The sequence below is a fragment of the Actinoplanes sp. NPDC026619 genome (assembly GCF_040638295.1).
Lineage (GTDB): Bacteria > Actinomycetota > Actinomycetes > Mycobacteriales > Micromonosporaceae > Actinoplanes.
Genome location: NZ_JBEZYA010000017.1, coordinates 84,054 through 106,416, shown reverse-complemented (window position 1 = coordinate 106,416; position 22,363 = coordinate 84,054). Strand labels below are relative to the sequence as shown.

Sequence of the window (22,363 nt, the reverse complement as noted above, 5' to 3'; positions counted from 1 at the left end):
AGCCGCCGGTTCGGCGGGGTCGGCGGGTCGGCCCAGGGAGGCTGGGCCGGAGGCGGCCAGCGCGGCGGAGAGCGGGCTCAGCGCCTGCGGAGCGGCCGGCTCGTCGGGCTCGGCCGCGAACTCGTCGGCGGCGTCATCGGCGGCCTCGGCGGCCTCGGGCTCGGGCTCGTGGGCGGGCGGGGCGGAAGCGGCCAGGGCGGCGGCCAGTGGGCTGAAGGACGCGGCGGCCTCGGGCTCCTCGGGCGGGGCGGGGCGGGCTGCGGCGCCGCCGGCCAGGTCGGCGCGGGCGGCGATCAGGTCGGGGCGGGCGGACACGGTGCGGGCCGCGGCCAGGCCGGCGGCGACCGCGTTGGTGATTTCCTCGGCGTACGAGCCGTCGGGGTCGTAGTCGGGGTCGAAAACGGTGATCTCGACGCCCAGGCAGTGCGGCGACTCGACCAGGCCGGCCAGCAGGATCTCCAGCTCGGGGAACGCGATGCCGCCCGGCGAGGGCGCGTCGACGGCCGGCATGACCGCCGGGTCGAGCACGTCGACGTCCACGTGCAGCCAGTAACCGGCGCAGTCGACCAACTGGTCGCGGGCCCACTGTGCGCTGCGGGCGGCGCCCTCGGCGCGCAACGCCGGCACCGGCCGGGTCACGATGCCGGCGGCCTGCAGGTCGAGGCGGTATTCGTCTTGAGCGCGGATGCCGAGCACGACCACGTCGATGTCGCGGAAGTAGGGGCGGCGGCCTTCGATCGAGGCGAGGTCGGGCTGGCCACGGCCGGTGACCAGGGCAAGGTCTTCGCCTGCGGCGGCACCCACATAGGACGCGTTGCCGGGGTGCCGGAAGTCGGAGTGGCCGTCCACGAAGACCAGGCCGATGCGGCCGCCGACCGCCTCGCCGAGCCGGTGCATGGCCACGCCCGAGCCGAGCAGGACCGAGCAGTCGCCGCCCAGGATCACCGGGAACTCGCCGGCGTCGAGGATCGCGCCGATCCGGTCGGCCAGCGCTCGTGAGTAGGCCGCGATCTGCTCGGCGTGCGCCACGCCGTCGCCCGGCCGCCAGTCGCCCGGGTCGTAACGCGGCGGGGTCAGGCAGCCGGCGTCGCGGGCGTGCAGCCGGGTCAGCAGGCCGTGGTCGCGGAGGGCTCCGGGCGCCTTGGCGCAGCCCGGCACCGAGGTCGCGGTCGGCGGGCGCAGACCGAGATTGGACGGTGCGTCGAGGACTGCGATGCGGCGCACGGAGCCTCCCGCCTAGAAGAGTGCGCTGGCCAGGGCCCGGCGGGCGCCGGCAACCGCCGGGTCGTCCGGGCCGGCCACGCTGAACAGCGACAACAAATGCTTGCGTACGGCGTCACGATCCTCGCCGGAAGTGCGCTTGACCAGGGCGACCAGTCGTTCATACGCCTTGTCGGCCTCGCCGCTGAGCACCTCGAAGTCGGCCGCGAGGCGCTGCGCGTCGAGGTCGTCGGGGTCGGTCTCGGCCTTGGCCGCCACCGCGGCCGGGTCGGCGCCGCTGACCCGGCGGTAGAGCCCGACCTGGGCCAGACCGGACTCGGCGGCCGCGTCGCTCGGCGTCTCGGCGAGGATCTTCTTGTAGGCCGCCTCGGCCTGGTCGAGGTCGCCGACCATCAGCGCGTCGTCGGCCGCGTCGATCCGCGGATCGGCGGGCGCCTCGACCGAGATGCCGCCGGCCTTGAGGACGGCGTCGACGTATTGCTTGACCTGGTGCTCGGGGAGCACGCCGGTGAAGCCCTCGACCAACTGCCCGCCGACGACCGCGACCACCATCGGGATGCCCTGCACGCGCAGCGCCTGGGCCAGCCGTGGGTTGGCGTCCACATCGACCTTGCCGAGCACCCACGAGCCGCCGCCGGCCTCAGCGAGGCGGTCGAGGATCGGGGACAGCTGCTTGCAGGGCTCGCACCAGTCGGCCACGAAGTCGAGGATGACCGGGGTCGACAGGGAGCGTTCGAGGACGGCCGACTGGAAGTTGGCCTCGGTGACTTCGATGATCGTTTCGGGTCCGCCGCCGGGGAAACTCGGCGCGGGCGGAGCACCGCCGGCGGCCGCAGCCGGTGTCTCAGCCGGGGCCGGGCGGCTGGGCGCCGCGGAAGGGGCCGGCGCGCGCAGCGCGCTGAGATCCACCGCGCCGCGGGTGAAGATCGACGGAGTGGTCCGTGGGTCGCTCATGGTTACCTAGTCTCGCACGCTGGCAAGGCGGTTCGGCGTGCCGCGGGGCGGCCGATATCGGACGTCACCACCGCACGTGCTGCCGATACTCGACCCCGCCGGGCCGTCGCGCAATATCAACAAGCCGACTGCGCCTTTCGTCCTGTTTGCGACTCAGAATCGGGCCGGCTCGCGGTAGATGCCCCACTCGGCCTTCAAAGCGTCACAGATCTCACCCAGGCTCGCCTCGGCGCGCGCCGCCTCGAGCATGTGCGGGATCATGTTTTCGCTGGTCCGGGCGGCGGCCACCATGCGGTTGAGGGCGGCTTTGACGCGTACGTCAGCACGCGCAGCGCGCCGATCGCCCAGCTCGCGCCGCTGCACCACCTCGACCTCGTGGGAGACCCGGAGAATTTCCAGTTCTTTCGCCACCGTGCTGGTGTGCGCGTTGACCCCGACGATCCGCTTCTCGTTCTTCTCCAGCGCCTGCTGGTAGACGAACGCGGCCTCGGCGATGTGCGCGGTGAACCAGCCGTCCTCGATGCCGCGCAGGATGCCGGCGGTGATGCTGCCGTCGTGGCCGAGCTCGCGGATGCGCGCGAAGATCTCTTCCGCCTCGGCCTCGATCCGGTCGGTGAGCTCCTCCACATACCACGAACCGCCGAGCGGGTCGGCCACATTGACCACGCCGGTCTCCTCCATCAGCACCTGCTGGGTGCGCAGGGCGATCTCGGCGGACTCGTCGGTGGGCAGCGCGAGCGTCTCGTCGAGGGCGTTGGTGTGCAGCGAGTTGGTGCCGCCGAGCACCGCGGCCAGGGCCTCCACGGCGGTGCGGACCACGTTGTTGACCGGCTGCTGCGCGGTCAGGCTGACCCCGGCGGTCTGCGTGTGGAACTTCAGCCAGAGCGCCTTCTCGCTGGTCGCGCCGTAGTCGTCGCGCAGGTGCCGGGCCCAGATGCGGCGAGCCGCGCGGAACTTGGCGATCTCCTCGAAGAAGTCGAGGTGCGAGTCGAAGAAGAAGCTCAGCCCGGGGGCGAACTGGTTGACGTCGAGCCCGCGCGCCAGCCCCAGCTCGACGTAGCCGAACCCGTCGGCCAGCGTGTAGGCCAGCTCCTGCGCGGCGGTCGAGCCCGCCTCCCGGATGTGGTAGCCGCTGACCGACAGCGGTTTGTACTTCGGGATCTCGCCCGCGCAATATTCCATCAGGTCGCCGATCAGGCGCAGGTGCGGCTCCGGTTCGAAGAGCCACTCCTTCTGCGCGATGTACTCCTTGAAGATGTCGGTCTGCAGGGTGCCGTCGAGCTTGCTGATGTCGGCGCCCTGCCGCTCGGCGGCCACCAGATACATACAGAAAACCGGGACGGCCGGCCCGGAGATCGTCATGCTGGTCGTGACTTCTTGCAGGTTGATGCCGCCGAAGAGCACTTCCATGTCGGCGGCCGTGTCGATCGCCACCCCGCAATGGCCCACCTCGCCGAGCGACTGCGGGTCGTCGGAATCGCGGCCCATCAGCGTCGGCATGTCGAAGGCGACGCTGAGCCCGCCTCCACCGGCGGCCAGGATCATCTTGTAGCGCTCGTTGGTCTGCTGCGCATTGCCGAACCCGGCGAACTGCCGGATGGTCCAGGTGCGCCCGCGATAACCGGTCGGATAAAGCCCGCGAGTGTACGGAAACTCGCCCGGCCAGCCGATCCGGTCGAAACCCGGGTAACCAACACCCTCCGGCGGCCCGTAGACCGGGTCAACGGTCGCCCCGGAGAGCGTGGTGAAGTCGGCGTCCCGCTTGCGCGCGGCGTCATAGCGCCGTTGCCAGCGCTCCCGGCCGGCGGCGATGTCGGCAGCATCCATGCAGCCATCGTAGAGCCAATACTGAACGATCCCTAAGGCAAAGTTGTCACATCCGGTGGTCGAGAATCCACGCTTGGGGATTGCCCTTGCGATAGAGCAGCTTCATGGCCAGGGGCAGCATCGCGTCGCGGATGGCCGCACCGACCGGCCCGGCGGTCTTCCCGCTGCCGTTGCGCCGGCCCGCCGCCACCACCCTCTCCACCCGCGGGCGACGAATCCGTTCGTACTCCGTCAGCGCCTTTTGGGTCTCGCCGGCTTTTGCCAGGCAGCGGCCGAGAACCACGGCGTCCTCGATGGCCATCGAGGCGCCCTGGCCGGCGGAGGGCGCCACCGCATGGGCGGCGTCGCCGGCCAGCACCACATGAGCCGAGTGCCAGACCGGGACCCGGCGCAGGTCGTCGGTGTTCCACGGGCCGATCGCCACGTCGGTGGCGCGGATGATGGCCGCGGCCGGGAAGGCGTCGTCGGCGAACAGATCGATGAGGTGGGCGCGCCAGGACTCGGCGGTGAAGTCGCTCGGGCGGGCCGGCTGCCGGCTCGGCGGGTTGGCGAACCACCACACCGAACCGTCGGGGGCCGGCGCCCAGCCGAAGAACGACCGGCGGCCGAAGGCCATGTGCATGAGGCCCGGCGTGCGGTCGAGCTCGGCGTCGACCGGGCCGGTGGTGAACCCGCCGGCGTTGAGCAGGCCGAGATAGGTGGGCGCCGGCCCGGCCGGGTTGAGCAGCTCACGGGTGCGTGATCGCAGGCCGTCCGCGCCGACCAGCAGGCCGGCCTCGATTTCAGGATCGCTGCCGAACGTCGCGGCGACCCCGCCCCGGCCCTCGGTGTAGCTCGTCAGGCGGCGGCCGAACTCGATCGGGATGCCGCGCTCGACCGCGGCCGCGTGCAGCGCGGCATAGAGATCGGCCCGGCGGATGGTCGTGGTGACCGTGCCGTCGGCGGCCGGGCCGCCCAGCGGTAGCACCGCCAGACGGCGGCCGCCCGCGCCGATCATGGCCAGCGACGGGGTCGGGAAGCCGGCGGCCAGCACCTTGCCCGGGTCGAGATCCAGGGCGCGCAGCGCGGCCAGGCCGTTGACCGCCACGGTCAGGAAGGCGCCGCGCTCGTCGGCGACCCCCTCCGGGCGGGACTCGAAGAGGCGGGCGTGCCAGCCGGCTCGGTGCAGGGCGATGGCGGCGACGGTGCCGGCGATGCCGCCGCCGGCCACCAGTGCTGTTTTAGTCATGCAATGACTATGCATAACATGACTAAGAATCGTCAACCCCGTAGACTGTGGCCGTGACATCGGGAGAACCACGCCGGTCGACGCTGGGCATGGTCCTGCTGGCGCTGCTGATGGAGGCGCCCACGCACCCCTACCGGATGCAGCAGCTGATCAAGGAACGCGGCCAGGACCAGTTGGTCAACGTGGCCCAGCGCAACAGCGTCTACCAGGCCCTCGACCGGCTCGTCCGGGAAGGACTGGCCCGCCCGGGCGGCAGCGCACGCGAGGCGGGGCGCCCCGAGCGGACGGTCTACGAGATCACCACGGCCGGCGAGGCGACCATGCGCCGGTGGCTGGACGACATGCTGCCGACGCCGGCGCGCGAGTTCCCGGAGTTCCCGGCGGCGCTCGCGTTCCTGGTGCTGCTGGCACCGGCCCAGGCGAGCGAACTGTTCAACCGCCGGATCGAGGCACAGGAGGCCCGGCTCGCCGCCGTCCGCGGGCAGGCCCCGCCCGGCATGCCGCGCATCTTCCTGATCGAGGACGAGTACCGCGCGGCCATGCTGGCCGCCGAGATCGCCTGGCTCCGGCAGGTGACCGAAGACCTGGACCGCGGCACGTTCACCTGGGACCTGGCGCTGGTCGAGCAAACGCTCCAGCAGTTCGGCTAGCCGGGAGTCGCATCGGCGACAGTCGTTGCCGGACGCACGCACTAGCCTCCCGTCCCATGGTCCGCAGCGTGCCGGAAAAGTTCCTCGTGGCGTTCTCACTGGCCGGGGAACAACGCGCGCTCGTCCGCGCGCTCGCCGAGGAAGTCGAGCGGCGATTGGGCGACTCCACGGTCTTCTACGACGAGTGGTTCGAGTTCTATCTCGCCGGCGGGGACGCCGATCTCAAGCTCCAGCGCATCTATCACGAGCGGTGCGAGCTGGCGGTGATCTGCATTTCCGGCGAGTACGGCAGCAAACCGTGGACTCGAGCCGAGCACACCGCGGCACGCGCCCGCTACATGGCGGCGGCCGGCTCGGACGATGGCGACCGGGTCCTGCCGGTGCGGGTCGGCGAGGGGGAGGTGGATGGCATTCACCTCAACCACATCGTCCCGGACCTACGTGATCGGGCCCTCGCCGACGCGGCCCAGTTGATCATCGACCGGCTGAGTTACGTGGCACCGGCAAGTACGAAACCTTCCGCGAGCTCCCACTGGCCCCAACGGAAACCACCCTTTCGATGGCCGATGGCGAACCACGGGGAAGCTCAGGCCGCGTTCTGCGATCTGTTGATGGCCAGCAGCCCACTGCGGATGCTGCCGATCCAGGGCACCGCGGAGACCGGCAAGTCCAGCCTGGCGAAACAGATGGAACGCAACGTGGCCGAATTGCTGCCGGCGCTGCGATGCGGCCGTTTCGACTTCAAGAGCGGCGTGGACGAACGGATCGAGATCGAGGCCTTCGCCGGATCGCTCGGGTTCACCGGGCCGGGCGGAAACCAGCTCAGGGGCGTGCTCAGTCAATTGCTGCACGCGCCCATCCCGACGGTGATCATCTTCGACACCTACGAGGAAGCCAGTGACCACGCGACGTGGCTGGAGCGGGCCTTCCTCCCGCAACTACGCCGAGCCGAATGGCTCCGCGTGGTGATCCTGGGTCAGCAGGTGCCGTCGGCCCGGGACGCGGTGTGGGAGTCGATTACGGCGCCGACCATCCCGCTCACCCAGCCCGACGCGCAGGCGTGGTTCGACTACGGCCGGCGAATGGAACTGGACGTAGAGTTCGACCTGGACTTCGTTACCAAGGTGCACCGGCTGGTCGCCGGTCGGCCGGCGGCGCTCCGCGGCATCTTCGATGCGGGGCGCCCATGACCGGCCTCCAGGATTCGCTGCGCATCCTCGAGGACGCAGCCGGCGACCCGGCGTTGATCTACCTTGCCACGGTCGACCTGAAGTATCCCGAGCTGTCGCCCGCGGAGCGGACATCCCTGCGGGCCGCACTCGAGGCCGCGGCCGTGCCGCACTGGTGCGACCCGGAGATTCTGGCTGACCTTCTCGATACCGGCCGGGCGCAAGCTGCCGCCCTCTGGGAGAAGTTGTTCCGGCTGGCCGTCGTCGAGTCGTTCCGGTCCCGGGGCGACTCGGCGCACAACGTACACAGCGCAGCCCGATCGGCAATCCGTCGCCGGCTCGCTGAGACCGACATGAACCATTTCCGCCTGCTCAGCAATCGCGCGGCCGTCATGCTCGCCGACGACCAGCGAGCGGCGGTCCGGATCGAACGGATCTATCACACGCTGTTGGCCGACCCCGACGAGGGCATCCGCACTCTCGAGCAGGCCAGCAGCGGCTGGATGTGGAGCGTCAGCCACGAGATTCGATTCGCCCTCCGGGCAGCTCTCGACGAGCTGGCCAACGAGGGACTTCTTGTCCCTCGCGCCGCGATCTGGGCGCGAACTCTGGTCTTGGCGCATCGTTTCGAGGTTGAGGGGGCTGCCGGCTTCCACGAGGCTCTCGACCATTTGCTGAACGAGGCGCGGGGCTACCACGACACTCGGCTGCTCATCGAGATCCTGACGCTCGTGGGCGAGTCGGCCGTGGCGAGCGGCGATCTCGACGGAGCGCTCGCGGCCTTCGAGGAGTGCCGGTCAAGTATGGCGGCGCTGGCCGCCGGTGATCCGGGCAACGCCCGATGGCAACGTGAGGTCGCGCTCGTCCACGCCCGGCTCGGGAACGTCGCCCACGAGTCCGAGGACCTGGACCGGGCAGGTGCGGAGTACGAGCAGTGCCGGGCCATCTTCGCGGCGCTGGCCGCCAATGATCCGGACAGCGCGAACTGGCGGGTGGGCCTGGCCAACGCCTACGCCAAGATCGGAGACGTGGCCGCGGAGAAGGCTGACGACCTCACGGCGGAGGATGCCTTTCATCGATACCAGTCGATCATGACGGACCTGACCAGACAGGATCCCGGCAATACCAGCCTGCAACGGAACTTGGCCGTCGCGTACAGCAAGGTCGGGAACGTCGCCCTCAGAAAAGGGGACTTCGACAGCGCCGAGGACGCATACCGGCGTTTCCAGTCGACCATGGCGGATCTGACAACGCAGGATCCCAGCAACAACGACTGGCAACGGGAGCTCGGCGTCTCCTGGGAGCGTCTCGGCGACGTTGCCTATCGCCGTGATCTGATCGACGGCGCACTCGCGGCCTACGAGATGAGCCGCTCGATCCGAGCGAGTCTGGCCGCACAGGATCCCGGCAATGTGCTGTGGCGACGAGACCTGGCTCTCGTCGCCGACCGGATCGAAGAACTGAACGGCAAAGCTAGAGGCCTTTGATGAGTTCCTCGGCGGCGGCGTAAGGGTCCAGCTCGCCGGCGGCGACTGCGGTGGCGAGGGTGCTCAGCGCCGTACCGTGCTTGAGGTCGCCGATGCGCGCACGCAGCGTGCCCAAGGCGATGGCCTCGACCTCGACGGATGCCCGTCGTTCGCGGCGGGTCGTGAGATTGCCGCTCGACCCGAGCCAGAGCCGGTGTTTGCCGATCGCCTCGACCACGTCGCCGATGCCCTCGCCGCGCACCGCCGTGGCCCGCACCACCAGCGGCCGCCAGTCGCCGGCCGCGCGTTCGCCGAGGCCGAGCATGCCCTGGATGTCGCGGTAGGTGGCGTCGGCGCCGGGGCGGTCGGCCTTGTTGATCACGAAGACGTCGGCGATCTCCAGGACGCCCGCCTTGACCGCCTGGATCGCGTCGCCCATGCCCGGGGCCAGCAGCACCAGCGTGGTGTCGGCGAGCGAGGCGACCTCCACCTCGGCCTGGCCGACGCCGACCGTCTCGACCAGGATGACCTCGCAGCCGGCGCCCTCGAGCACGCGGACCGCCTGCGGCGTGGCGGCCGACAGACCGCCCAGCTGGCCGCGGCTGGACATCGAGCGGATGTAGACGCCCGGGTCGGTGGTGTGTTCCTGCATGCGGATGCGGTCGCCGAGGATCGCGCCGCCGGTGAACGGGCTGGACGGGTCGACGGCGAGCACGCCGACCCGGACGCCGTCCGCCCGCAACGCCTTGACCAGCTCGTTCGTGGTGGTCGACTTGCCCACCCCGGGCGAGCCGGTGAGGCCGACCACCTGGGCGTGGCCGGCATAGGGGGCGAGCGCCGCGGCGACCTCGGGCAGCGCCGGGTCGCCGTTTTCCACCAGGCTGATCAGCCGGGCCACCGAGCGCGCGTCACCCTCGCGCGCCCGCGCGACCAGGGTCGGGACGTCGCGATTCCGGCTCACGCGGTGGGGACTTCGATCAGGAGAGCGTCTCCCTGGCCGCCGCCACCGCAGAGGCCGGCCGCACCGAAGCCGCCGCCGCGGCGCTTGAGCTCCAGCGCCAGGGTCAGCACCAGGCGGGCGCCGGACATGCCGATCGGGTGGCCGAGGGCGATCGCGCCGCCGTTGACGTTGACGATGTCCTCGGCGACGCCGAGTTCGCGCATCGACTGGATGACGACCTGGGCGAACGCCTCGTTCATCTCGACCAGGTCGAGCTCGTCGGCCGACCGGCCGGCCTTGGCCAGCGCCTGCTTGATCGCGTTGGCCGGTTGGGACTGCAGCGAGCTGTCCGGGCCGGCCACGTTGCCGTGCGAGACGATCTCGGCGAGCCAGGTGAGGCCCAGCTCCTCGGCCTTGGCCCGGCTCATCACCACGACCGCGGCGGCGCCGTCGGAGATCGGCGACGCGGAGGCGGCGGTGATCGTGCCGCCCTTGACGAAGGCGGGACGCAGCTTGCTCAGGGATTCCGCGGTCGAGTCGGGGCGGACGCCCTCGTCGGTGTCGATCAACGCGTCGGTCTCGCGGCTGCCGCCGGGGATCGGGACGATCTCCTCGGCGAAGTGACCGTTTTTCTGCGCGACGGCGGCCCGCTGGTGGCTGCGCGCGGCGAACTCGTCCTGCTCCTCGCGGGTGATGTCCAGCTTGGCGCCGCTGTGCTCGGTCGACTCGCCCATCGAGATGCCGTCCCACGGGTCGGTGAGCCCGTCGAAAGCGGTGTGGTCGCGGACCAGGACGTCGCCGAACTTCGCGCCCTGCCGCTGGTTGAGCAGCAGGTGCGGGGCGTTGGTCATGGACTCCATGCCGCCGGCCACCACGATGTCGAACTCGCCGGCCCGGATCAGCTGGTCGGCCAGGGCGATGGCGTCGAGCCCGGAGAGGCAGACCTTGTTGACCGTGACCGCGGGCGTGGTCATCGGGATGCCGGCCTTGACGGCGGCCTGCCGGGCGGTGATCTGACCGGCGCCGGCCTGCAGGACCTGGCCCATGATGACGTACTGCACCTGGTCGGGGCGGACGCCGCCGCGCTCGAGCGCGGCCTCGATGGCGTAACCGCCGAGCTCGGTGGCCGGGAGGTTCTTGAGGTTGCCGAGCAGCCGGCCCATCGGGGTGCGGGCGCCACTCACGATTACCGAGGTGGTCACGGTTGATCGCTTTCTCGCGGGGAATCGGCCGGGGAGCTTGCTTTGCGGCCTGAACGGTGGTTCAGGTAAGACTACTTAGATGAATGAGGTGTCACCTAGTGCCCACTGAGCCCGACAATCTCACATCACTCAATGTTGATCTTCTTCGTATAGATCACGTCGGGATCGCGGTATCTGATCTTGACGAGGCGCTGAAGTTCTACGCCGACACCTTCGGCATGCACTGTGTGCACGAAGAGACGAACGAGGATCAAGGTGTACGGGAAGCGATGCTCGCCGTCGGCGACGGCACCGGGCCCCGCCTGCAGCTTCTCGCTCCGCTCCGGCCGGATTCGGCGATTGCCAAGTTTCTCGACCGCAGCGGCCCCGGCCTGCAGCAACTGGCCTACACCGTGGCCGACGTGGAGGCGACGACCGCCGCGCTGAAGGCCCGTGGCCTGCGGGTGCTTTACGACACACCGCGGCGGGGCACGGCCGGTTCGCGCATCAATTTCGTCCATCCGAAGGACGCGGGGGGCGTTCTGGTGGAATTGGTGGAGCCTGCCTGATTGCTCCTCTTCCGGGTGAATCCTCCTGACGAGAAACCATTTGGCCTGGCAGGATCGGTGGCATCGAGCGCGACGACCGCGGCCTCGATCATCCATCCCCGGATACAGCAGGTGGCGGCACGGCGAACCGGCGCCGCCGGACGGTCCACGTGCGATGCCCGAACGGCGGACGTCGCAGCTCAAAGCTGATCTACGTGTCCTTTCTGATGCCGGTCCGCTCTTGCGTGGCTGGTGCGTCTTCGCCAGGATGGCCCAATGCCTCAGCAGCAGGATCAAAATTTGGCATTTTTCGACGGTGCAAACTCGCAGCACGATTTCACTGTCGTTCTCCGCGGCTATGACCGCGGCCAGGTGGACGCGCACCTGGGCCGGCTAGTCGCCGCGCTCAACCAGTCCGAGCAGGCCCGTGGTGAGGCCGAGCAGCGGATGAACGACGCGCAGCGCCGGCTGCGCCAGGCCGAGCAGCGGCTGAACGCGATCGAGCAGAAGCTCGCCGACAGCAACAAGCTGCTCGAGGAGAACAACCGGCCAACGCTCTCCGGTCTGGGCACCCGGGTCGAGCAGATCCTGCGACTGGCCGAGGAACAGGCGAACGACCACCGTAGCGAGGCGAAGCGCGAGTCCGAGGGCATCCTCTCGGCCGCCCGGCTCGAGGCTCGCGAGATCACCGACAAGGCGCGCGCCGAGGCCGCCGCCATGAAGGCGACCGCTGAGCGCGAGGCCGGCCAGGTTCGCACCCACGCCGAGCGGGAGGCGGCCGAGGCCCGCGTCCAGGCCCGGCGCGAGGCCGACACCCTGCGCTCCGACGCTGACCGGGAGACCAAGCAGCTGCGCACGGTCACCGCGCACGAGGTCGCCGAGCTGAAGTCGACCGTGGAGCGTGAGGTCGCGTCGATGCGTGCCACCGCCGAGCGGGAGATCACCCAGCTGCGGGCGAAGACCTCCCGCGAGTCGGAGGAGAAGCGCGCCGAGGCGACCAAGATGCTGACCGACGCCCGCGACAAGCGTGACAAGGACCTGCAGGCCCTGGCGCTGGAGATCGCCGAGCGGCGGGAGAAGGCCGAGGGCGAGGAGTCCCAGCGACACGCCGCCCAGGTCAACGCGACGCAGAAGATGGTTTCCGAGGCCGAGGAGCGCGCCCGCGCCGCGGAAGACCGCGCCAAGGAGATCGAGCAGCGCGCCGAGCAGCGCCGGGTCGAGTCCGAGCGCAACGCGATCGAGACCACCGAGAAGGCCCGGGCGCTGTCCGAGAAGACGGTCACCGAGGCCCGCTCCGAGGCCCAGCGCCTGATGAGCGAGGCCCGCACCGAGGCCGAGCTGACCACCCAGGCCGCCAAGCGCGAGGTGGATGACCTGACCCGCCAGAAGGACCAGGTCACCAACCAGCTCGGGCAGATGCTCTCCGGCCTGTCCGGCCTGGTGCCGGGCGTGGGCGCGGCGGCCAAGCCGGCCGCCGTCGCCGAGGCGTCCGCCGCGGTCGCCAAGCAGGCCGAGGCGCCGGCCGCGGAGAAGAACGGCTCGGCCGAAAAGCCGATGCCGGCCAAGACGAATTCCTGAGGCGTTCGACACGGCTGCCCCGAGTTGCGTACCCGGTAGGAGTACGCAACGGTGGAACGGTCGGCCGCGAACGCATTGACGCGGGCCGTATCGGAGTTTCTCCGGTACGGCCTGACTCGTTTGGCGCGCGTAGCCTTGCTCCAGCAAAGCCGGGTCAGACAAATCACAACTAGGCGCATACTCCGGCCAGGACGGTGTGTATCGGTCCGTGACGGGACGATGTGTATGTGAGGATGGACAGCATGTCGCACGGCGGTGAAATCTTCGGTCTCGGCGGAGACGCGGCCACCGAGCCCAACTTCGAGACCGCCCTGCGGGGTTATGAACGGAAGCAGGTCGAGCGGTACGTAACACGGGCCGAGAACGAGATAGCCGCGCTCGCCACCGAGCGGGAACAGGCGTACTCGCAGATTCAGGGCATGGCCGCGCAGATCGAGCGTCTCCAGCAGGAGATCACCCAGGTGCGCCGCCAAGGTGGCATCGGCCCGGAGGTCTCGTTCCGCCACCTGGGCCCGCGGGTCGAGCAGATCCTCGCCATTGCCGAGGAGCAGGCCGAGGCGATCAAGGCCTCCGCCACTGACGACATCGCCGCCCGCCTCGCCGAGGCCGAGCGGATCCGCGCCGAGGCCGACGCGCACGCCCACGACGCCATGCGCGACTTCGAGGTCGCCCTGGCCGCACGCCGGGCCGAGGAGGAGCGGGCCGACCGGGGCAAGCGCGCCGCGTCGGAGAAGGCCCTGATCGCCGCCCGTCAGTCGGCCGAGCAGATGCGGGCCGAGGCCGAGTCGACCCTGACCCGGGTCCGCGCCGACGCGCAGCAGCTCACCGAGAACACCGCCCGTGAGGCGCAGCGCGCCCGGGCCGAGGCCGACGGTTATGTGCAGTCCACCCGCATGCAGGCCGATCAGGAGATCAAGGCGCTGCGCGAGAAGGCGCAGCTCGACCTGGCGTCCCAGCGCGCCGACGCCGACCGGTCGCACAACGAGCTCAAGGCCACTGTGGAAAATGAGCTCGCCCAGCGCCGCCAGGAGGTCGTGCAGGAGCTCGCCCAGCTGCGCACCGGCGTCGAGAAGCAGTGCGCCGACCTGCGCAGCGAGGCGGATAAATACGCCGAAGAGGTGCTCCGCAAGTCGGACGACCAGGCCACGGCCGTGCGCAACGAGATCGCCGCGCAGCAGGAGAAGATCGCCAAGGCCGGCGCCGACCTCGAGGCCGCACAGGTCAAGGTGGTCGAGGCCGAGCGGCAGGTCGCCGAGGCCCAGGAACGGGCCCGGGCGAGCGAGCGGGAGGCCGACGCGGTCAGCAAGCGGCTCGATGAGGTGCGTGGTGAGCTCGAGGTCGGGCTCAAGCGGGTCGAGCAGGCCAAGCGGGACGGCGAGGCCGCCGAGCGGCGTGCCATCGACGTCCGCCGCCAGGTGCAGAAGGAAGCGAAGCGGGTGGCCGAGCTGGCCGCCGCCGCGGTGATGGCGGCCGCCGCCTCCCCCGACGACGAGCAGGACGAACCCGAGGCCTCGGTGGCCGGCGGTCCGGTGGGCGCACACGCGGCCGCGGAGCTGGGCGGCGCGCACGCGGCCGTCGAGCCGGCCGCGCCGGCCAAGGTCTCGGCGTCGGCGAAGGTCACTGTGCCGCCGGCCAGCCGGGTCGGCGCCGACGCCGAGTAGTCGCATGTAGCGCGCGTGCGATAACGTCCCCGCCGAATCCATCGGCGGGGAGGATGTTGCCGGGTGAGCGAAGAAGAAGACGTCGCGATCGAGGAACCACCGGTGGTGGAGCCCCCTCGATTCGGCACGCCCGGACCGCCGCTCGACCGGCGCAACCCGTTCATGATCGGCCTGCTCGGCGGGCTCGGCGTCATCCTCGCGTACGCCCTCTTCCTGGGCCTGCGCAACGCGGCGTCCATTTTGGTGCTGATCTTCATCGCGATGTTCCTGGCGATCGGGCTCAACCCGGCCGTCGAGCGGCTGCGCAAGTGGGGCCTGCCGCGCGGGGCCGCGGTCGCGATCGTCACGCTGGTCGTGCTCGGCCTGCTGGTCGGCGGCATCATCGCGTTGATACCGCCGCTGGTCACCCAGACCAACCAACTGATCAGCAACGTGCCCGACTACATCCAGAGCCTGCAGCGCAACGAGACCGTCAACGACCTGGTCGAGCGTTACCACATCACCGAGAAGATCACCAGCGCGGTGAACCCCGGCACCGCCGGGGCGGCGGTCGGCGGGGTGGTCGGCGGCGCCAAGCTGATCTTCGGCACGATCTTCAACACGCTGACCGTGCTGGTGCTCACGATCTATTTCATGGCGGCGTTCGACCGGCTGCGCGAGTCGGCGTACTCCCTGGTGCCATCGTCGCGACGGCCACGGGTGCGGCTGCTCACCGACGAGATCCTCACCAAGGTCGGCGCGTACATGGTGGGCGCGCTCGCGATCGCGGTGCTGGCCGGGGCGAGCACCTGGGTGCTCGCCATGATCCTCGGGCTGGCCTATCCGTTCGCGCTGGCCGTGGTGGTCGCGGTCTGCGACCTCATCCCGCAGATCGGCGCCACCCTCGGCGCGGTCATCGTGAGCCTGGTCGGCTTCGCCTCCTCGCTCACCGACGGCATCGTCTGCGCGATCTTCTTCATCGTCTACCAGCAGGTCGAGAACTACCTGATCTACCCGGCCGTGATGCGCCGGTCGGTCAAGGTCAGCGACGTGGCGGCGGTGGTCGCGGCGCTGCTCGGGGTGGCGCTGTTCGGCGTGGTCGGCGCGCTGGTGGCGATCCCGATGGTGGCCGGCATCCAACTGATCATCCGGGAAGTCGTGGTGCCTAGTCAGGAGGCCCGCTGAGCTGGCCGGGGACGGGCACGTCGGCGAAGGCGGCGACGGTGCGGTCGGCGTACGCGTTCATGTCGCCGCTCTCCATCGGGCCGTCCCAGGTCCGCGGCAGCGGAACCGGGACGCCTGGCGCCACCCGCCGGACGACCTCGTCAAGCACCTTCTCGGCGTCGCCGACCCAGAGATGCTTGCCCCCTTTGACCGGGACCACTTCCGCCTTGTCGCCGAATTTCTCGAGCGCCTCCGCGGGGCGTAGGTAGTCGTCGAACTCGGGGATCACCGCGGTCAGCGGCTTGCCACTTGCCGCCCAGGCGTCCAGATGCTCCGGCCGGGAGAAACGCAACGGCGGCGACAGCAGAATCGCGCCGGTGATCGCCGGGTCGAGGCCGTGCATCAGGGTCAGGTCCGTTCCGAAGGACCAGCCCAGCAGCCAGATGTTGGGCAGCTCCGCGAACTCCGCGTATTCGATCGCGGCGGCCACGTCGTACTTCTCGTCGACCGCGTTGCCGAAGGCGCCCTGAGACGTACCCCGGACGCTGCTTGTTCCTCGGGTGTTGAATCGCAGCACCGCGAGGCCGGCGAGAGCCGGCAGCCGCCACGCCGCCTTGCGGAAGACGTGGCTGTCCATCATCCCGCCGTGCGTCGGCAGCGGGTGCAGGCAGACGAGGGTGCCGACCGGCTCCCGGTCGAGCGGACGAGCCAGCTCGCCGACCAGGGTCAGGCCGTCGGCGGTGTGCAGCTCGATGTCCTCCCGGTGTGCCGGGAGGATCGAGTTGGCTCGAATTTGATTGCTCATGAGGAGATCTTTACCCATACCTTGGGGCGTTGCGCGAGCGCTCCACATCCGGGCTGCGCCGGTCACGTGCTTTCCAGCAGCCGGTGTGCCAGTGCCGGCGGTCGGTCTCGTCGCCGCGGCCGTCGATCGGCCAGGCCACGATGTGCGCCACGCCCGGCCGGATCTCGTGCATGCACCCCGGGCACCGGTACGTCTTGGTGGCCGCCCCGCCGAAGATCGACCGCACCATCCATTCCCCGTCCTGCCACTGCTGGACGCCGTGAATGCCCTTCCGGACGCGCTCGTCGGTCAGGTCATCGGGGGTGCTTCCCTCGGGGCGGCGAGGGCGGTTACGGCGGGGACTCACTTTTCAAGAGTACGTAGTGACCCGCGAGTAACCTGCGTCATAGACTCCCGACATGACGGCTACTCACGTTCCCGGTGTGCCGGTGCTCGAAGACGGCGTGCTGATCTCGACAAACCCCGCCACCGGTGACGAGGCCGGCCGTGTGCCGGTTGCCGACGACAAGGCCGTCGTGGTGGCCGTCGAACGCGCCCGGGAAGCCGGCCTCTGGTGGCAGGCCCTCGGGTGGGATGGCCGCAAGGACCGCCTGCTGCGCTGGCGCTCGCTGATCGTCCAGCGCATCGACGAACTGGCCCAGGTCACCAGCCTGGAGACCGGCAAGCCGACCGCCGACGCGATCATGGAAGCGGTCGCCGCCGTCGAGCACCTCGACTGGGCGGCCCGCAACGCCAAGCGCGTTCTCGGCCCGCGCAAGATGCGCACCCGCCTGCTGCTCGCCGAGCACTCCGGCCACCTGGAATACCAGCCGTACGGGGTGGTCGGCGTGATCGGCCCGTGGAACTACCCGATCTTCACGCCGGTCGGCCCGATCAGTGGGGCGCTGGCCGCCGGCAACGCGGTCATCTTCAAGCCCAGCGAGTACACCCCGATCGTCGGCCAATGGCTGGTCGACACGTTCGCCGAGGTGGTGCCCGAGCAGCCGGTCATGCAGGCGGTGCACGGCCTCGGTGACGTCGGCGCCGCGCTGTGCCGCTCCGGCGCCAACAAGATGGCATTCGTCGGCTCGACCGCCACCGCCAAGAAGGTGATGGCCGCCTGCGCGGAAAACCTGATCCCGGTGGTGATCGAGGCGGGCGGCAAGGACGCGCTGATCGTCGACGCGGACGCGGACATCCCCGCGGCCGCCGAGGCGGCCGTCTGGGGCAGCATGACCAACGCCGGCCAGACCTGCGTCGGCATCGAGCGGGTGTACGCGGTGGCCCCCGTCTACGACCGGCTGGTCGAGCAGATCGTCGCCAAGGCCGGCAAGCTGCGCACCGGCGAGGAGATCGGCCCGATCACCATGCCGCGGCAGATCGACATCATCCGCGAGCACATCGACGACGCGCTGGCCAAGGGCGGCCGGGCGGTGCTGGGCGGCGCTGACGCCGTACAGCCGCCGTATGTTTCGCCGACCGTGCTCGTTGATGTGCCCGCCGACTCCAGCGAGATCCGCGACGAGACGTTCGGGCCGACCCTGACCGTCACCAGGGTGGCCGACGCCGACGAGGCGATCCGGCTGGCCAATGACACGCCGTACGGGCTGGGTGGCGCCGTTTTCGGCAAACGCAACGCGGTCCGCATCGCCCGTCGGCTGCGCTCCGGCATGGTGGCCGTCAACGGGACGCTCACCTTCGTCGGCATGGGCAACCTGCCGTTCGGCGGCGTCGGCGACTCCGGCTTCGGCCGCATCCACGGCGAGGACGGGCTGCGCGAGTTCGCCCGGGCCAAGTCGATCACCGTCCGGCGGGCCCGGTCGCTGCTGCCGTCGATGACCTTCGAGCGCACTCCGGCCCAGGTCAGGCAGATCGTGAAGGCCGTGCGTCTGCTCTACGGACGGCGGTCCTAAGCTGAGCGGGTGGATCACCCCGCCGTCAAGGTAAAAGGCCTGCACGTCAGCTACGGCTCCACGCCGGTGCTGGTCGACGTGTCGTTGATCGTGCCGGCCGGCCGGGGCGTCTGCGTCACCGGCGAGAACGGCATCGGCAAGTCGACCCTGCTGCGCTGCGTGAGCAGCCTCCAGCAGCCGGACGAGGGCGAGATCCTGGTCTTCGGCGACCCGCCCGGCGCCACCCCCGAGTTCTGGCGGGCGGTGGTCACCACCGTCGAGCCACCCACGTGGTACCCGGGTCTGACCGTCCGCGAGCACGCCGAACTGGTCTGCCGCGCCCACGGCCAGGACGCCGACGAGCTGGGCGTCGACGAGGCGCTCGAGCGGTTCGGCCTGGCCGGGCACGCCGACGCGATCCCGCCGTCGCTCTCCTCCGGCCAGAAGCAGCGCCTCACCCTCGCGGTGTCGCTGCTGCGGCCCAGCTCCCTGCTGATCCTCGACGAGCCCGAGCAGCGCCTCGACCCCGACGGCCGGGCCGAGGTGGCGGCCCTGCTGGTCGAGTACGTCAAAGGCGGCGGCTCACTGCTGATGGCCAGCCACGACGAGGCGTTCGCGACGGCCTCGGGCGCGGAGCTGACGACGATGGAATCGCTGAGCGCATGACCCGGCACCTCCGTGAGCTGCACGCTCAGGCCGCAGGCGAGGGCATGCGAAGGAGGGGCTCGGCGTGACCGCCGTCCCTCTGGCCCCCGTCCGCCGCTGGATCCTGCGGCGTCAGTCGGCGCACCGCGAGCGCGGGGCCACCGCCGGCAACATCTACTTCACCGTGCTGTTCATCGCCGTAGTCGGCGGCATGCTGCACAAACAGCTCGCGGTGGTCTTCTGGCCGACCCACCCGAACGCCTCCGGCCTCGCCGCCGCGTCCCTGATCCCGGTGCTGTTCGGCCTGCTCTATCTGGCCTTGCGCCGCTTCGGCCCGCTCGCGCTGAGCCGCCCCGCCGCATCCTGGCTGCTCCCCGCCCCGGTCAGCCGCCGCCGCCTGCTGCTGCCGTCACTCCGGCTCACCGCCCTGGTGGCGGCGATCATCGGCACGCTTACCGGCCTGGCGATCCTCGGCCACGGCGCGCCACGCACCCTCGGCGGCGAACAGGTCGGCCTGCTGGCCAGCGGCGCCGCCCTGCTGGGCGTGGTGCTGCTGCTGATCGCACTGGCCGCCCAGGCAGGCGGCCGCTGGGGCGATCGACTCGACGCGGTGGTCTCGCTGCTGCTCGCGGCCGGCCTGGCCGGCCTGGTGGCCGACGCCACCGGCAACCATTCGCCGGCGGCCACGGGGTGGCCGACAGCCAGGTTGCTGCTTCCGCTGACCGGTGCGGTCGCGCTGGTCGTGGCGGTGCTCTTCGCGCTGGCCGTACGCGGTTTGGCCCGCACCCCCAACGAACGCATCCTCGAAGCCGCCAAAACCGCCGGAACCCTCTTCGACTCGGCGTTCGGGATGGAGCCGTCCTTCCTGACCGACATGATCGAGCGGCGCTACTGGACACACCGGAAACTGCGCTCGATGCGGCTGCCGACCCGAGTGCCCCTGCTGGTCGGCCAGGACCTCCTGCTGGTGGCCCGGCGCCGGAGCCGCCTACTCTGGCTGGTGCTGGCGGCCGCCCTGCCGCTGCTGCTCGAACACGCGCCACACTGGCTGATCGGCGTGGCCGTGCTGATCGGCGCCATGCTGGCCGGCGCGACCGCCGCCGGCAACGTAAAGACCGACGCCGGCAACCCGGTGCTGCTGCGCATCCTCGGCCTGAGCTCCCGCACCGCCGTCCTTCAGCGCATGTGGGTGCCCGGCGCCCTGGCCGCCCTGTGGTCGGCACTGACCCTGAGCCTGCTCTCGGTGCTGGGCAACCTGCCGCCCGGCCCGTGGTGGGCGCTCGGCCTGGCCCTGGGCCCGGTGGGCGCGGTGGCGACGGTGCGGCGCGCGAGGGTCGGCTTCGTCCGCAACGAGCTGCTGCCCCTGGACACCCCGATGGGCACGGTCTCCACCGGCCCGCTGGTCAACGCGGCAATCGGCCCCGACGCCCTGCTGCTGGGCCTGCCCGCCCTGGTCGAAATAGCCCAGTGGAACCACCTGTCCTGGCTGACGGTCCTGGTCCAGGCGGTGGTCGGCGGCCTCGGCGCACGCGCCTACCTGGCCGGCACCACGTCCCCCGACCGCGTCGAACTGCACGCGCTGCGCTGACTCACCCCACCTGGCGGGCCCGGTGCAGGGCCAGGACGGCCGCCATGATCGGGCGCGGGTCGCCATAGTCGCCGGTCATGAACAGGTCCGGCTTCGGCTGGACGCTCGGCACCGAGCCGGACAGGTCGACGGTGCACCGGATGGTCGACGGATCGACCGCGCCCTCGAAAGCCACCTCGTAGGCGTCGTCGCCGACCGCCGTGATCTGACTGATCCGCACCGCGCTCACTCCTGCCACACTCCCGCCGATACATATTTCTCGATCCATTGGCTGTTCACGTCGTAGGAGCCGCCGTCATAAGGGTCCCGCACGGTGAATGTCCCGTCGCCGCGAGGCTCAAGCATCACCATGTGGCCTCCACCGGGCACCTGAGCGACCGCCGCCATCGGCCCGTCCTCCGCTTTGCGCACGGCATCCTCCGGAGAGGCGAAATAGCCGCTCTTCCATCCGCCGCCGTCCCGCTCGTTCATCTCATTGCTCAATGCCGACGGATTGGACCAGTCACCGAGCTGCGCAAGAAGCCGCTCCTGCGGAAACCTCCCTTCCGACAACATCTCCCCCGCCGCCGACACACACGACCCGTCGGTGATCTGCTTGACGGCCCCGCCCTCACGATGGTTGAACCCCTCATCGAACCAAGGCCCCGACCCCGAGCCGGCGTCATGACGGAAGTGCTCGCCATACAGACGCCCGCCCGAGTCGGCCTCGCGCCGAAGCTCCGCCGAGGGGTCCAGGTGCTTGGGGGTGTAGACCTGCCGGTCATCGCCCGCGGTCGGCGGTCCCTGCAGTGGAGTGTCGCCGGAGGACGCCCCGCCCTGATCGCTTGCGGTCGCAGTCTTCGTCTCAGCCGCCTTCGTTTCAGGCGTGCTCGTCACGGGCGCCTTGGCCTCGGGCGTTTTAACCTCAGGCGCCTTGGTCTCAGACGCCTTGGTCTCAGGCGCCTTGGCCTCCGGCGCCTTGGCCTCCGGTGCCTTGATTTCGGGCGGCTTGAGGGCCGCCGTGTCGGCCTTGCGGGCGGGGTCGTTGTCGGCTCGGGCGGCGGCGTTCTCGGCCTTCTTCTCGCGGTGGTCCACGGCCTCGCCGGCGTCCTGCCTGGCTTCCTTGTCCGCGCGGAAGTCGTCGAGTTTCTGCTGGGACTCCGGGCTCGGTTTCAAGCCAGTCGGTTCGCCGGAATTGTTCCGGTCGGCGGTCTCGGTGGGCTTCGTGCCCTCGCCGGCGCGCTGCTGCGGCGGCGGCGCCGGGTCCTTGCGCTGCGTCTGCTCGCCCGCGGGCGCATTGCGAGAGGCCTCGCGCGCGGCCTGGTTCTCAGCCTTCTTCTCGCGATGATCGACCTGTAGTCCGGCGTCCTGCCGGGCCTCCTTCTGCGCACGGAAGTCGTCCAGCTTCTGCTGGAACTCCGGCGACGGCCGCAATCCCGGTGACTCCGGCGAGGACCCGTTCCGCCCGGTCTCGTTCGGCCGGACATTCTCTCCGGCCCGCTGCTGAGGCGCCCCCACCCGCTGCGCGTTCTCGGCCCGCTGCGGGTTCTGCGCAGCGTTTTCCGCACGCGCCGGCTGCCTACCGGCCTCCGCGCGCTGGGCGTTTTCCGCACGCGGCGGCTGGCTACCGGGCTCAACACGCTGGGCGTTTTCCGCACGCTGTGGCTGTCGGCCGGCCTCCGCGCGCTGGGCGTTCTCGGCGCGCGGTGGCTGCTGTGCGACGCGGGCGGCCATGTTCTCGGCCTTCTTCTCGCGATGGTCGACCAGCTGGCCGGCGTCCTGTTTCGCTTCCTTCTGGGCGCGGAAGGTGTCCAGCTTCTGCTGCATCTCCGGACTCGGCTTGACCGATTCCGGCGGATTCGGCAGCGGAGGCGGGGTGTCCGTCCGATTAGGGGTGTCGGCCATGAGG

At 70.5% G+C, this 22,363-nt stretch carries 20 protein-coding genes; 10 read left to right on the top strand and 10 right to left on the bottom strand.

Annotated features, from left to right (window positions below; translation table 11 throughout):
- The 4 genes from AB0E90_RS32180 to AB0E90_RS32165 all read right to left on the bottom strand — a co-directional run.
- A partial coding sequence (locus AB0E90_RS32180; RefSeq protein WP_360414363.1) for an arginase family protein occupies nt 1-1,224 on the bottom strand: 1,224 nt, incomplete at its 3' end.
- 12 nt (nt 1,225-1,236) lie between these two features.
- Complete coding sequence (locus AB0E90_RS32175) at nt 1,237-2,175, bottom strand: tetratricopeptide repeat protein (protein ID WP_360414360.1); 939 nt, start codon at nt 2,173-2,175, stop codon at nt 1,237-1,239.
- A 153-nt stretch (nt 2,176-2,328) separates the two neighbouring features.
- On the bottom strand, nt 2,329-4,002 hold the full coding sequence (locus AB0E90_RS32170; protein WP_360414357.1) for a methylmalonyl-CoA mutase family protein: 1,674 nt from the start codon (nt 4,000-4,002) through the stop codon (nt 2,329-2,331).
- 46 nt (nt 4,003-4,048) lie between these two features.
- Nucleotides 4,049-5,230: an NAD(P)/FAD-dependent oxidoreductase gene (locus AB0E90_RS32165; protein WP_360414354.1), complete on the bottom strand. Its 1,182-nt coding sequence runs from the start codon at nt 5,228-5,230 to the stop codon at nt 4,049-4,051.
- Between the two features lie 53 nt (nt 5,231-5,283).
- Here AB0E90_RS32165 and AB0E90_RS32160 point away from each other — a divergent pair, with 53 nt between their 5' ends.
- From AB0E90_RS32160 to AB0E90_RS32150, 3 genes are read left to right on the top strand one after another with little or no spacing between them, the layout of a single operon-like run.
- Nucleotides 5,284-5,880: a PadR family transcriptional regulator gene (locus AB0E90_RS32160; protein ID WP_360414351.1), complete on the top strand. Its 597-nt coding sequence runs from the start codon at nt 5,284-5,286 to the stop codon at nt 5,878-5,880.
- 56 nt (nt 5,881-5,936) lie between these two features.
- Nucleotides 5,937-7,070 (top strand): TIR domain-containing protein, encoded by a 1,134-nt coding sequence (locus AB0E90_RS32155; protein WP_360414348.1) that lies wholly within the window; start codon nt 5,937-5,939, stop codon nt 7,068-7,070.
- The gene (locus AB0E90_RS32150) at nt 7,067-8,536 is read left to right on the top strand and encodes a hypothetical protein (protein ID WP_360414345.1); all 1,470 of its coding nucleotides are present in this window, start codon (nt 7,067-7,069) and stop codon (nt 8,534-8,536) included. The genes AB0E90_RS32155 and AB0E90_RS32150 overlap by 4 nt, the downstream gene beginning before the upstream one ends.
- On the opposite strand, the gene meaB is transcribed toward AB0E90_RS32150, so the two are convergent.
- Together meaB and AB0E90_RS32140 are read right to left on the bottom strand one after the other, a co-directional pair.
- Nucleotides 8,523-9,476, bottom strand: coding sequence for a methylmalonyl Co-A mutase-associated GTPase MeaB (gene meaB, locus AB0E90_RS32145; RefSeq protein ID WP_360414342.1), 954 nt, complete (start codon nt 9,474-9,476; stop codon nt 8,523-8,525). The genes AB0E90_RS32150 and meaB overlap by 14 nt on opposite strands.
- A complete protein-coding gene (locus AB0E90_RS32140) occupies nt 9,473-10,657 on the bottom strand; it encodes an acetyl-CoA C-acetyltransferase (protein WP_360414339.1) in 1,185 nt (394 codons plus the stop codon). The genes meaB and AB0E90_RS32140 overlap by 4 nt, the downstream gene beginning before the upstream one ends.
- A 98-nt stretch (nt 10,658-10,755) precedes the next feature.
- On the opposite strand from AB0E90_RS32140, the gene mce reads away from it, so the two are divergent.
- From mce to AB0E90_RS32120, 4 genes are all read left to right on the top strand, one after another.
- The gene (gene mce / locus AB0E90_RS32135) at nt 10,756-11,205 is read left to right on the top strand and encodes a methylmalonyl-CoA epimerase (RefSeq protein ID WP_360414336.1); all 450 of its coding nucleotides are present in this window, start codon (nt 10,756-10,758) and stop codon (nt 11,203-11,205) included.
- Between the two features lie 255 nt (nt 11,206-11,460).
- Nucleotides 11,461-12,762: a DivIVA domain-containing protein gene (locus AB0E90_RS32130; RefSeq protein WP_360414333.1), complete on the top strand. Its 1,302-nt coding sequence runs from the start codon at nt 11,461-11,463 to the stop codon at nt 12,760-12,762.
- A 233-nt stretch (nt 12,763-12,995) separates the two neighbouring features.
- Nucleotides 12,996-14,423, top strand: coding sequence for a Laminin subunit beta-1 (locus AB0E90_RS32125; protein ID WP_360414699.1), 1,428 nt, complete (start codon nt 12,996-12,998; stop codon nt 14,421-14,423).
- Nucleotides 14,424-14,486: 63 nt separating this feature from the next.
- Nucleotides 14,487-15,587: an AI-2E family transporter gene (locus tag AB0E90_RS32120; protein ID WP_360414330.1), complete on the top strand. Its 1,101-nt coding sequence runs from the start codon at nt 14,487-14,489 to the stop codon at nt 15,585-15,587.
- Here AB0E90_RS32120 and AB0E90_RS32115 read toward each other — a convergent pair.
- Both AB0E90_RS32115 and AB0E90_RS32110 read right to left on the bottom strand, forming a co-directional pair.
- Nucleotides 15,568-16,371, bottom strand: coding sequence for an alpha/beta hydrolase (locus AB0E90_RS32115; protein ID WP_360414327.1), 804 nt, complete (start codon nt 16,369-16,371; stop codon nt 15,568-15,570). The genes AB0E90_RS32120 and AB0E90_RS32115 overlap by 20 nt on opposite strands.
- A 10-nt stretch (nt 16,372-16,381) precedes the next feature.
- Nucleotides 16,382-16,663 (bottom strand): hypothetical protein, encoded by a 282-nt coding sequence (locus tag AB0E90_RS32110; protein WP_360414697.1) that lies wholly within the window; start codon nt 16,661-16,663, stop codon nt 16,382-16,384.
- Nucleotides 16,664-16,769: 106 nt separating this feature from the next.
- On the opposite strand from AB0E90_RS32110, the gene AB0E90_RS32105 reads away from it, so the two are divergent.
- The 3 genes from AB0E90_RS32105 (at nt 16,770) to AB0E90_RS32095 (ending at nt 20,475) form a co-directional block, all read left to right on the top strand.
- Nucleotides 16,770-18,263, top strand: coding sequence for an aldehyde dehydrogenase family protein (locus tag AB0E90_RS32105; RefSeq protein ID WP_360414324.1), 1,494 nt, complete (start codon nt 16,770-16,772; stop codon nt 18,261-18,263).
- A gap of 9 nt (nt 18,264-18,272) precedes the next feature.
- Nucleotides 18,273-18,908, top strand: coding sequence for an ABC transporter ATP-binding protein (locus tag AB0E90_RS32100; RefSeq protein WP_360414321.1), 636 nt, complete (start codon nt 18,273-18,275; stop codon nt 18,906-18,908).
- Nucleotides 18,909-18,972: 64 nt separating this feature from the next.
- Nucleotides 18,973-20,475 carry a DUF6297 family protein gene (locus AB0E90_RS32095; protein WP_360414318.1) on the top strand — a complete coding sequence of 501 codons (1,503 nt, stop codon included), beginning with the start codon at nt 18,973-18,975 and terminating at the stop codon, nt 20,473-20,475.
- Nucleotide 20,476: 1 nt separating this feature from the next.
- Here the strand turns inward: AB0E90_RS32095 and AB0E90_RS32090 are convergent, their stop codons facing one another.
- Both AB0E90_RS32090 and AB0E90_RS32085 read right to left on the bottom strand, forming a co-directional pair.
- Entirely contained in the window at nt 20,477-20,695 is a 219-nt protein-coding gene (locus AB0E90_RS32090; protein ID WP_360414315.1) for a hypothetical protein, read from the bottom strand.
- Nucleotides 20,696-20,700: 5 nt separating this feature from the next.
- Nucleotides 20,701-22,359: a hypothetical protein gene (locus AB0E90_RS32085; protein WP_360414312.1), complete on the bottom strand. Its 1,659-nt coding sequence runs from the start codon at nt 22,357-22,359 to the stop codon at nt 20,701-20,703.
- Nucleotides 22,360-22,363: the final 4 nt, after the last annotated feature.

Bases quoted from the DNA above. Each gene is read 5' to 3' on its own strand.
- AB0E90_RS32175 (WP_360414360.1), bottom strand. From the start codon at position 2,175: ATGAGCGACCCACGGACCACTCCGTCGATCTTCACCCGCGGCGCGGTG.
- AB0E90_RS32170 (WP_360414357.1), bottom strand. From the start codon at position 4,002: ATGGATGCTGCCGACATCGCCGCCGGCCGGGAGCGCTGGCAACGGCGC.
- AB0E90_RS32165 (WP_360414354.1), bottom strand. From the start codon at position 5,230: ATGACTAAAACAGCACTGGTGGCCGGCGGCGGCATCGCCGGCACCGTC.
- AB0E90_RS32155 (WP_360414348.1), top strand. From the start codon at position 5,937: ATGGTCCGCAGCGTGCCGGAAAAGTTCCTCGTGGCGTTCTCACTGGCC.
- AB0E90_RS32150 (WP_360414345.1), top strand. From the start codon at position 7,067: ATGACCGGCCTCCAGGATTCGCTGCGCATCCTCGAGGACGCAGCCGGC.
- AB0E90_RS32130 (WP_360414333.1), top strand. From the start codon at position 11,461: ATGCCTCAGCAGCAGGATCAAAATTTGGCATTTTTCGACGGTGCAAAC.
- AB0E90_RS32125 (WP_360414699.1), top strand. From the start codon at position 12,996: ATGGACAGCATGTCGCACGGCGGTGAAATCTTCGGTCTCGGCGGAGAC.
- AB0E90_RS32115 (WP_360414327.1), bottom strand. From the start codon at position 16,371: ATGAGCAATCAAATTCGAGCCAACTCGATCCTCCCGGCACACCGGGAG.
- AB0E90_RS32105 (WP_360414324.1), top strand. From the start codon at position 16,770: ATGACGGCTACTCACGTTCCCGGTGTGCCGGTGCTCGAAGACGGCGTG.
- AB0E90_RS32085 (WP_360414312.1), bottom strand. From the start codon at position 22,359: ATGGCCGACACCCCTAATCGGACGGACACCCCGCCTCCGCTGCCGAAT.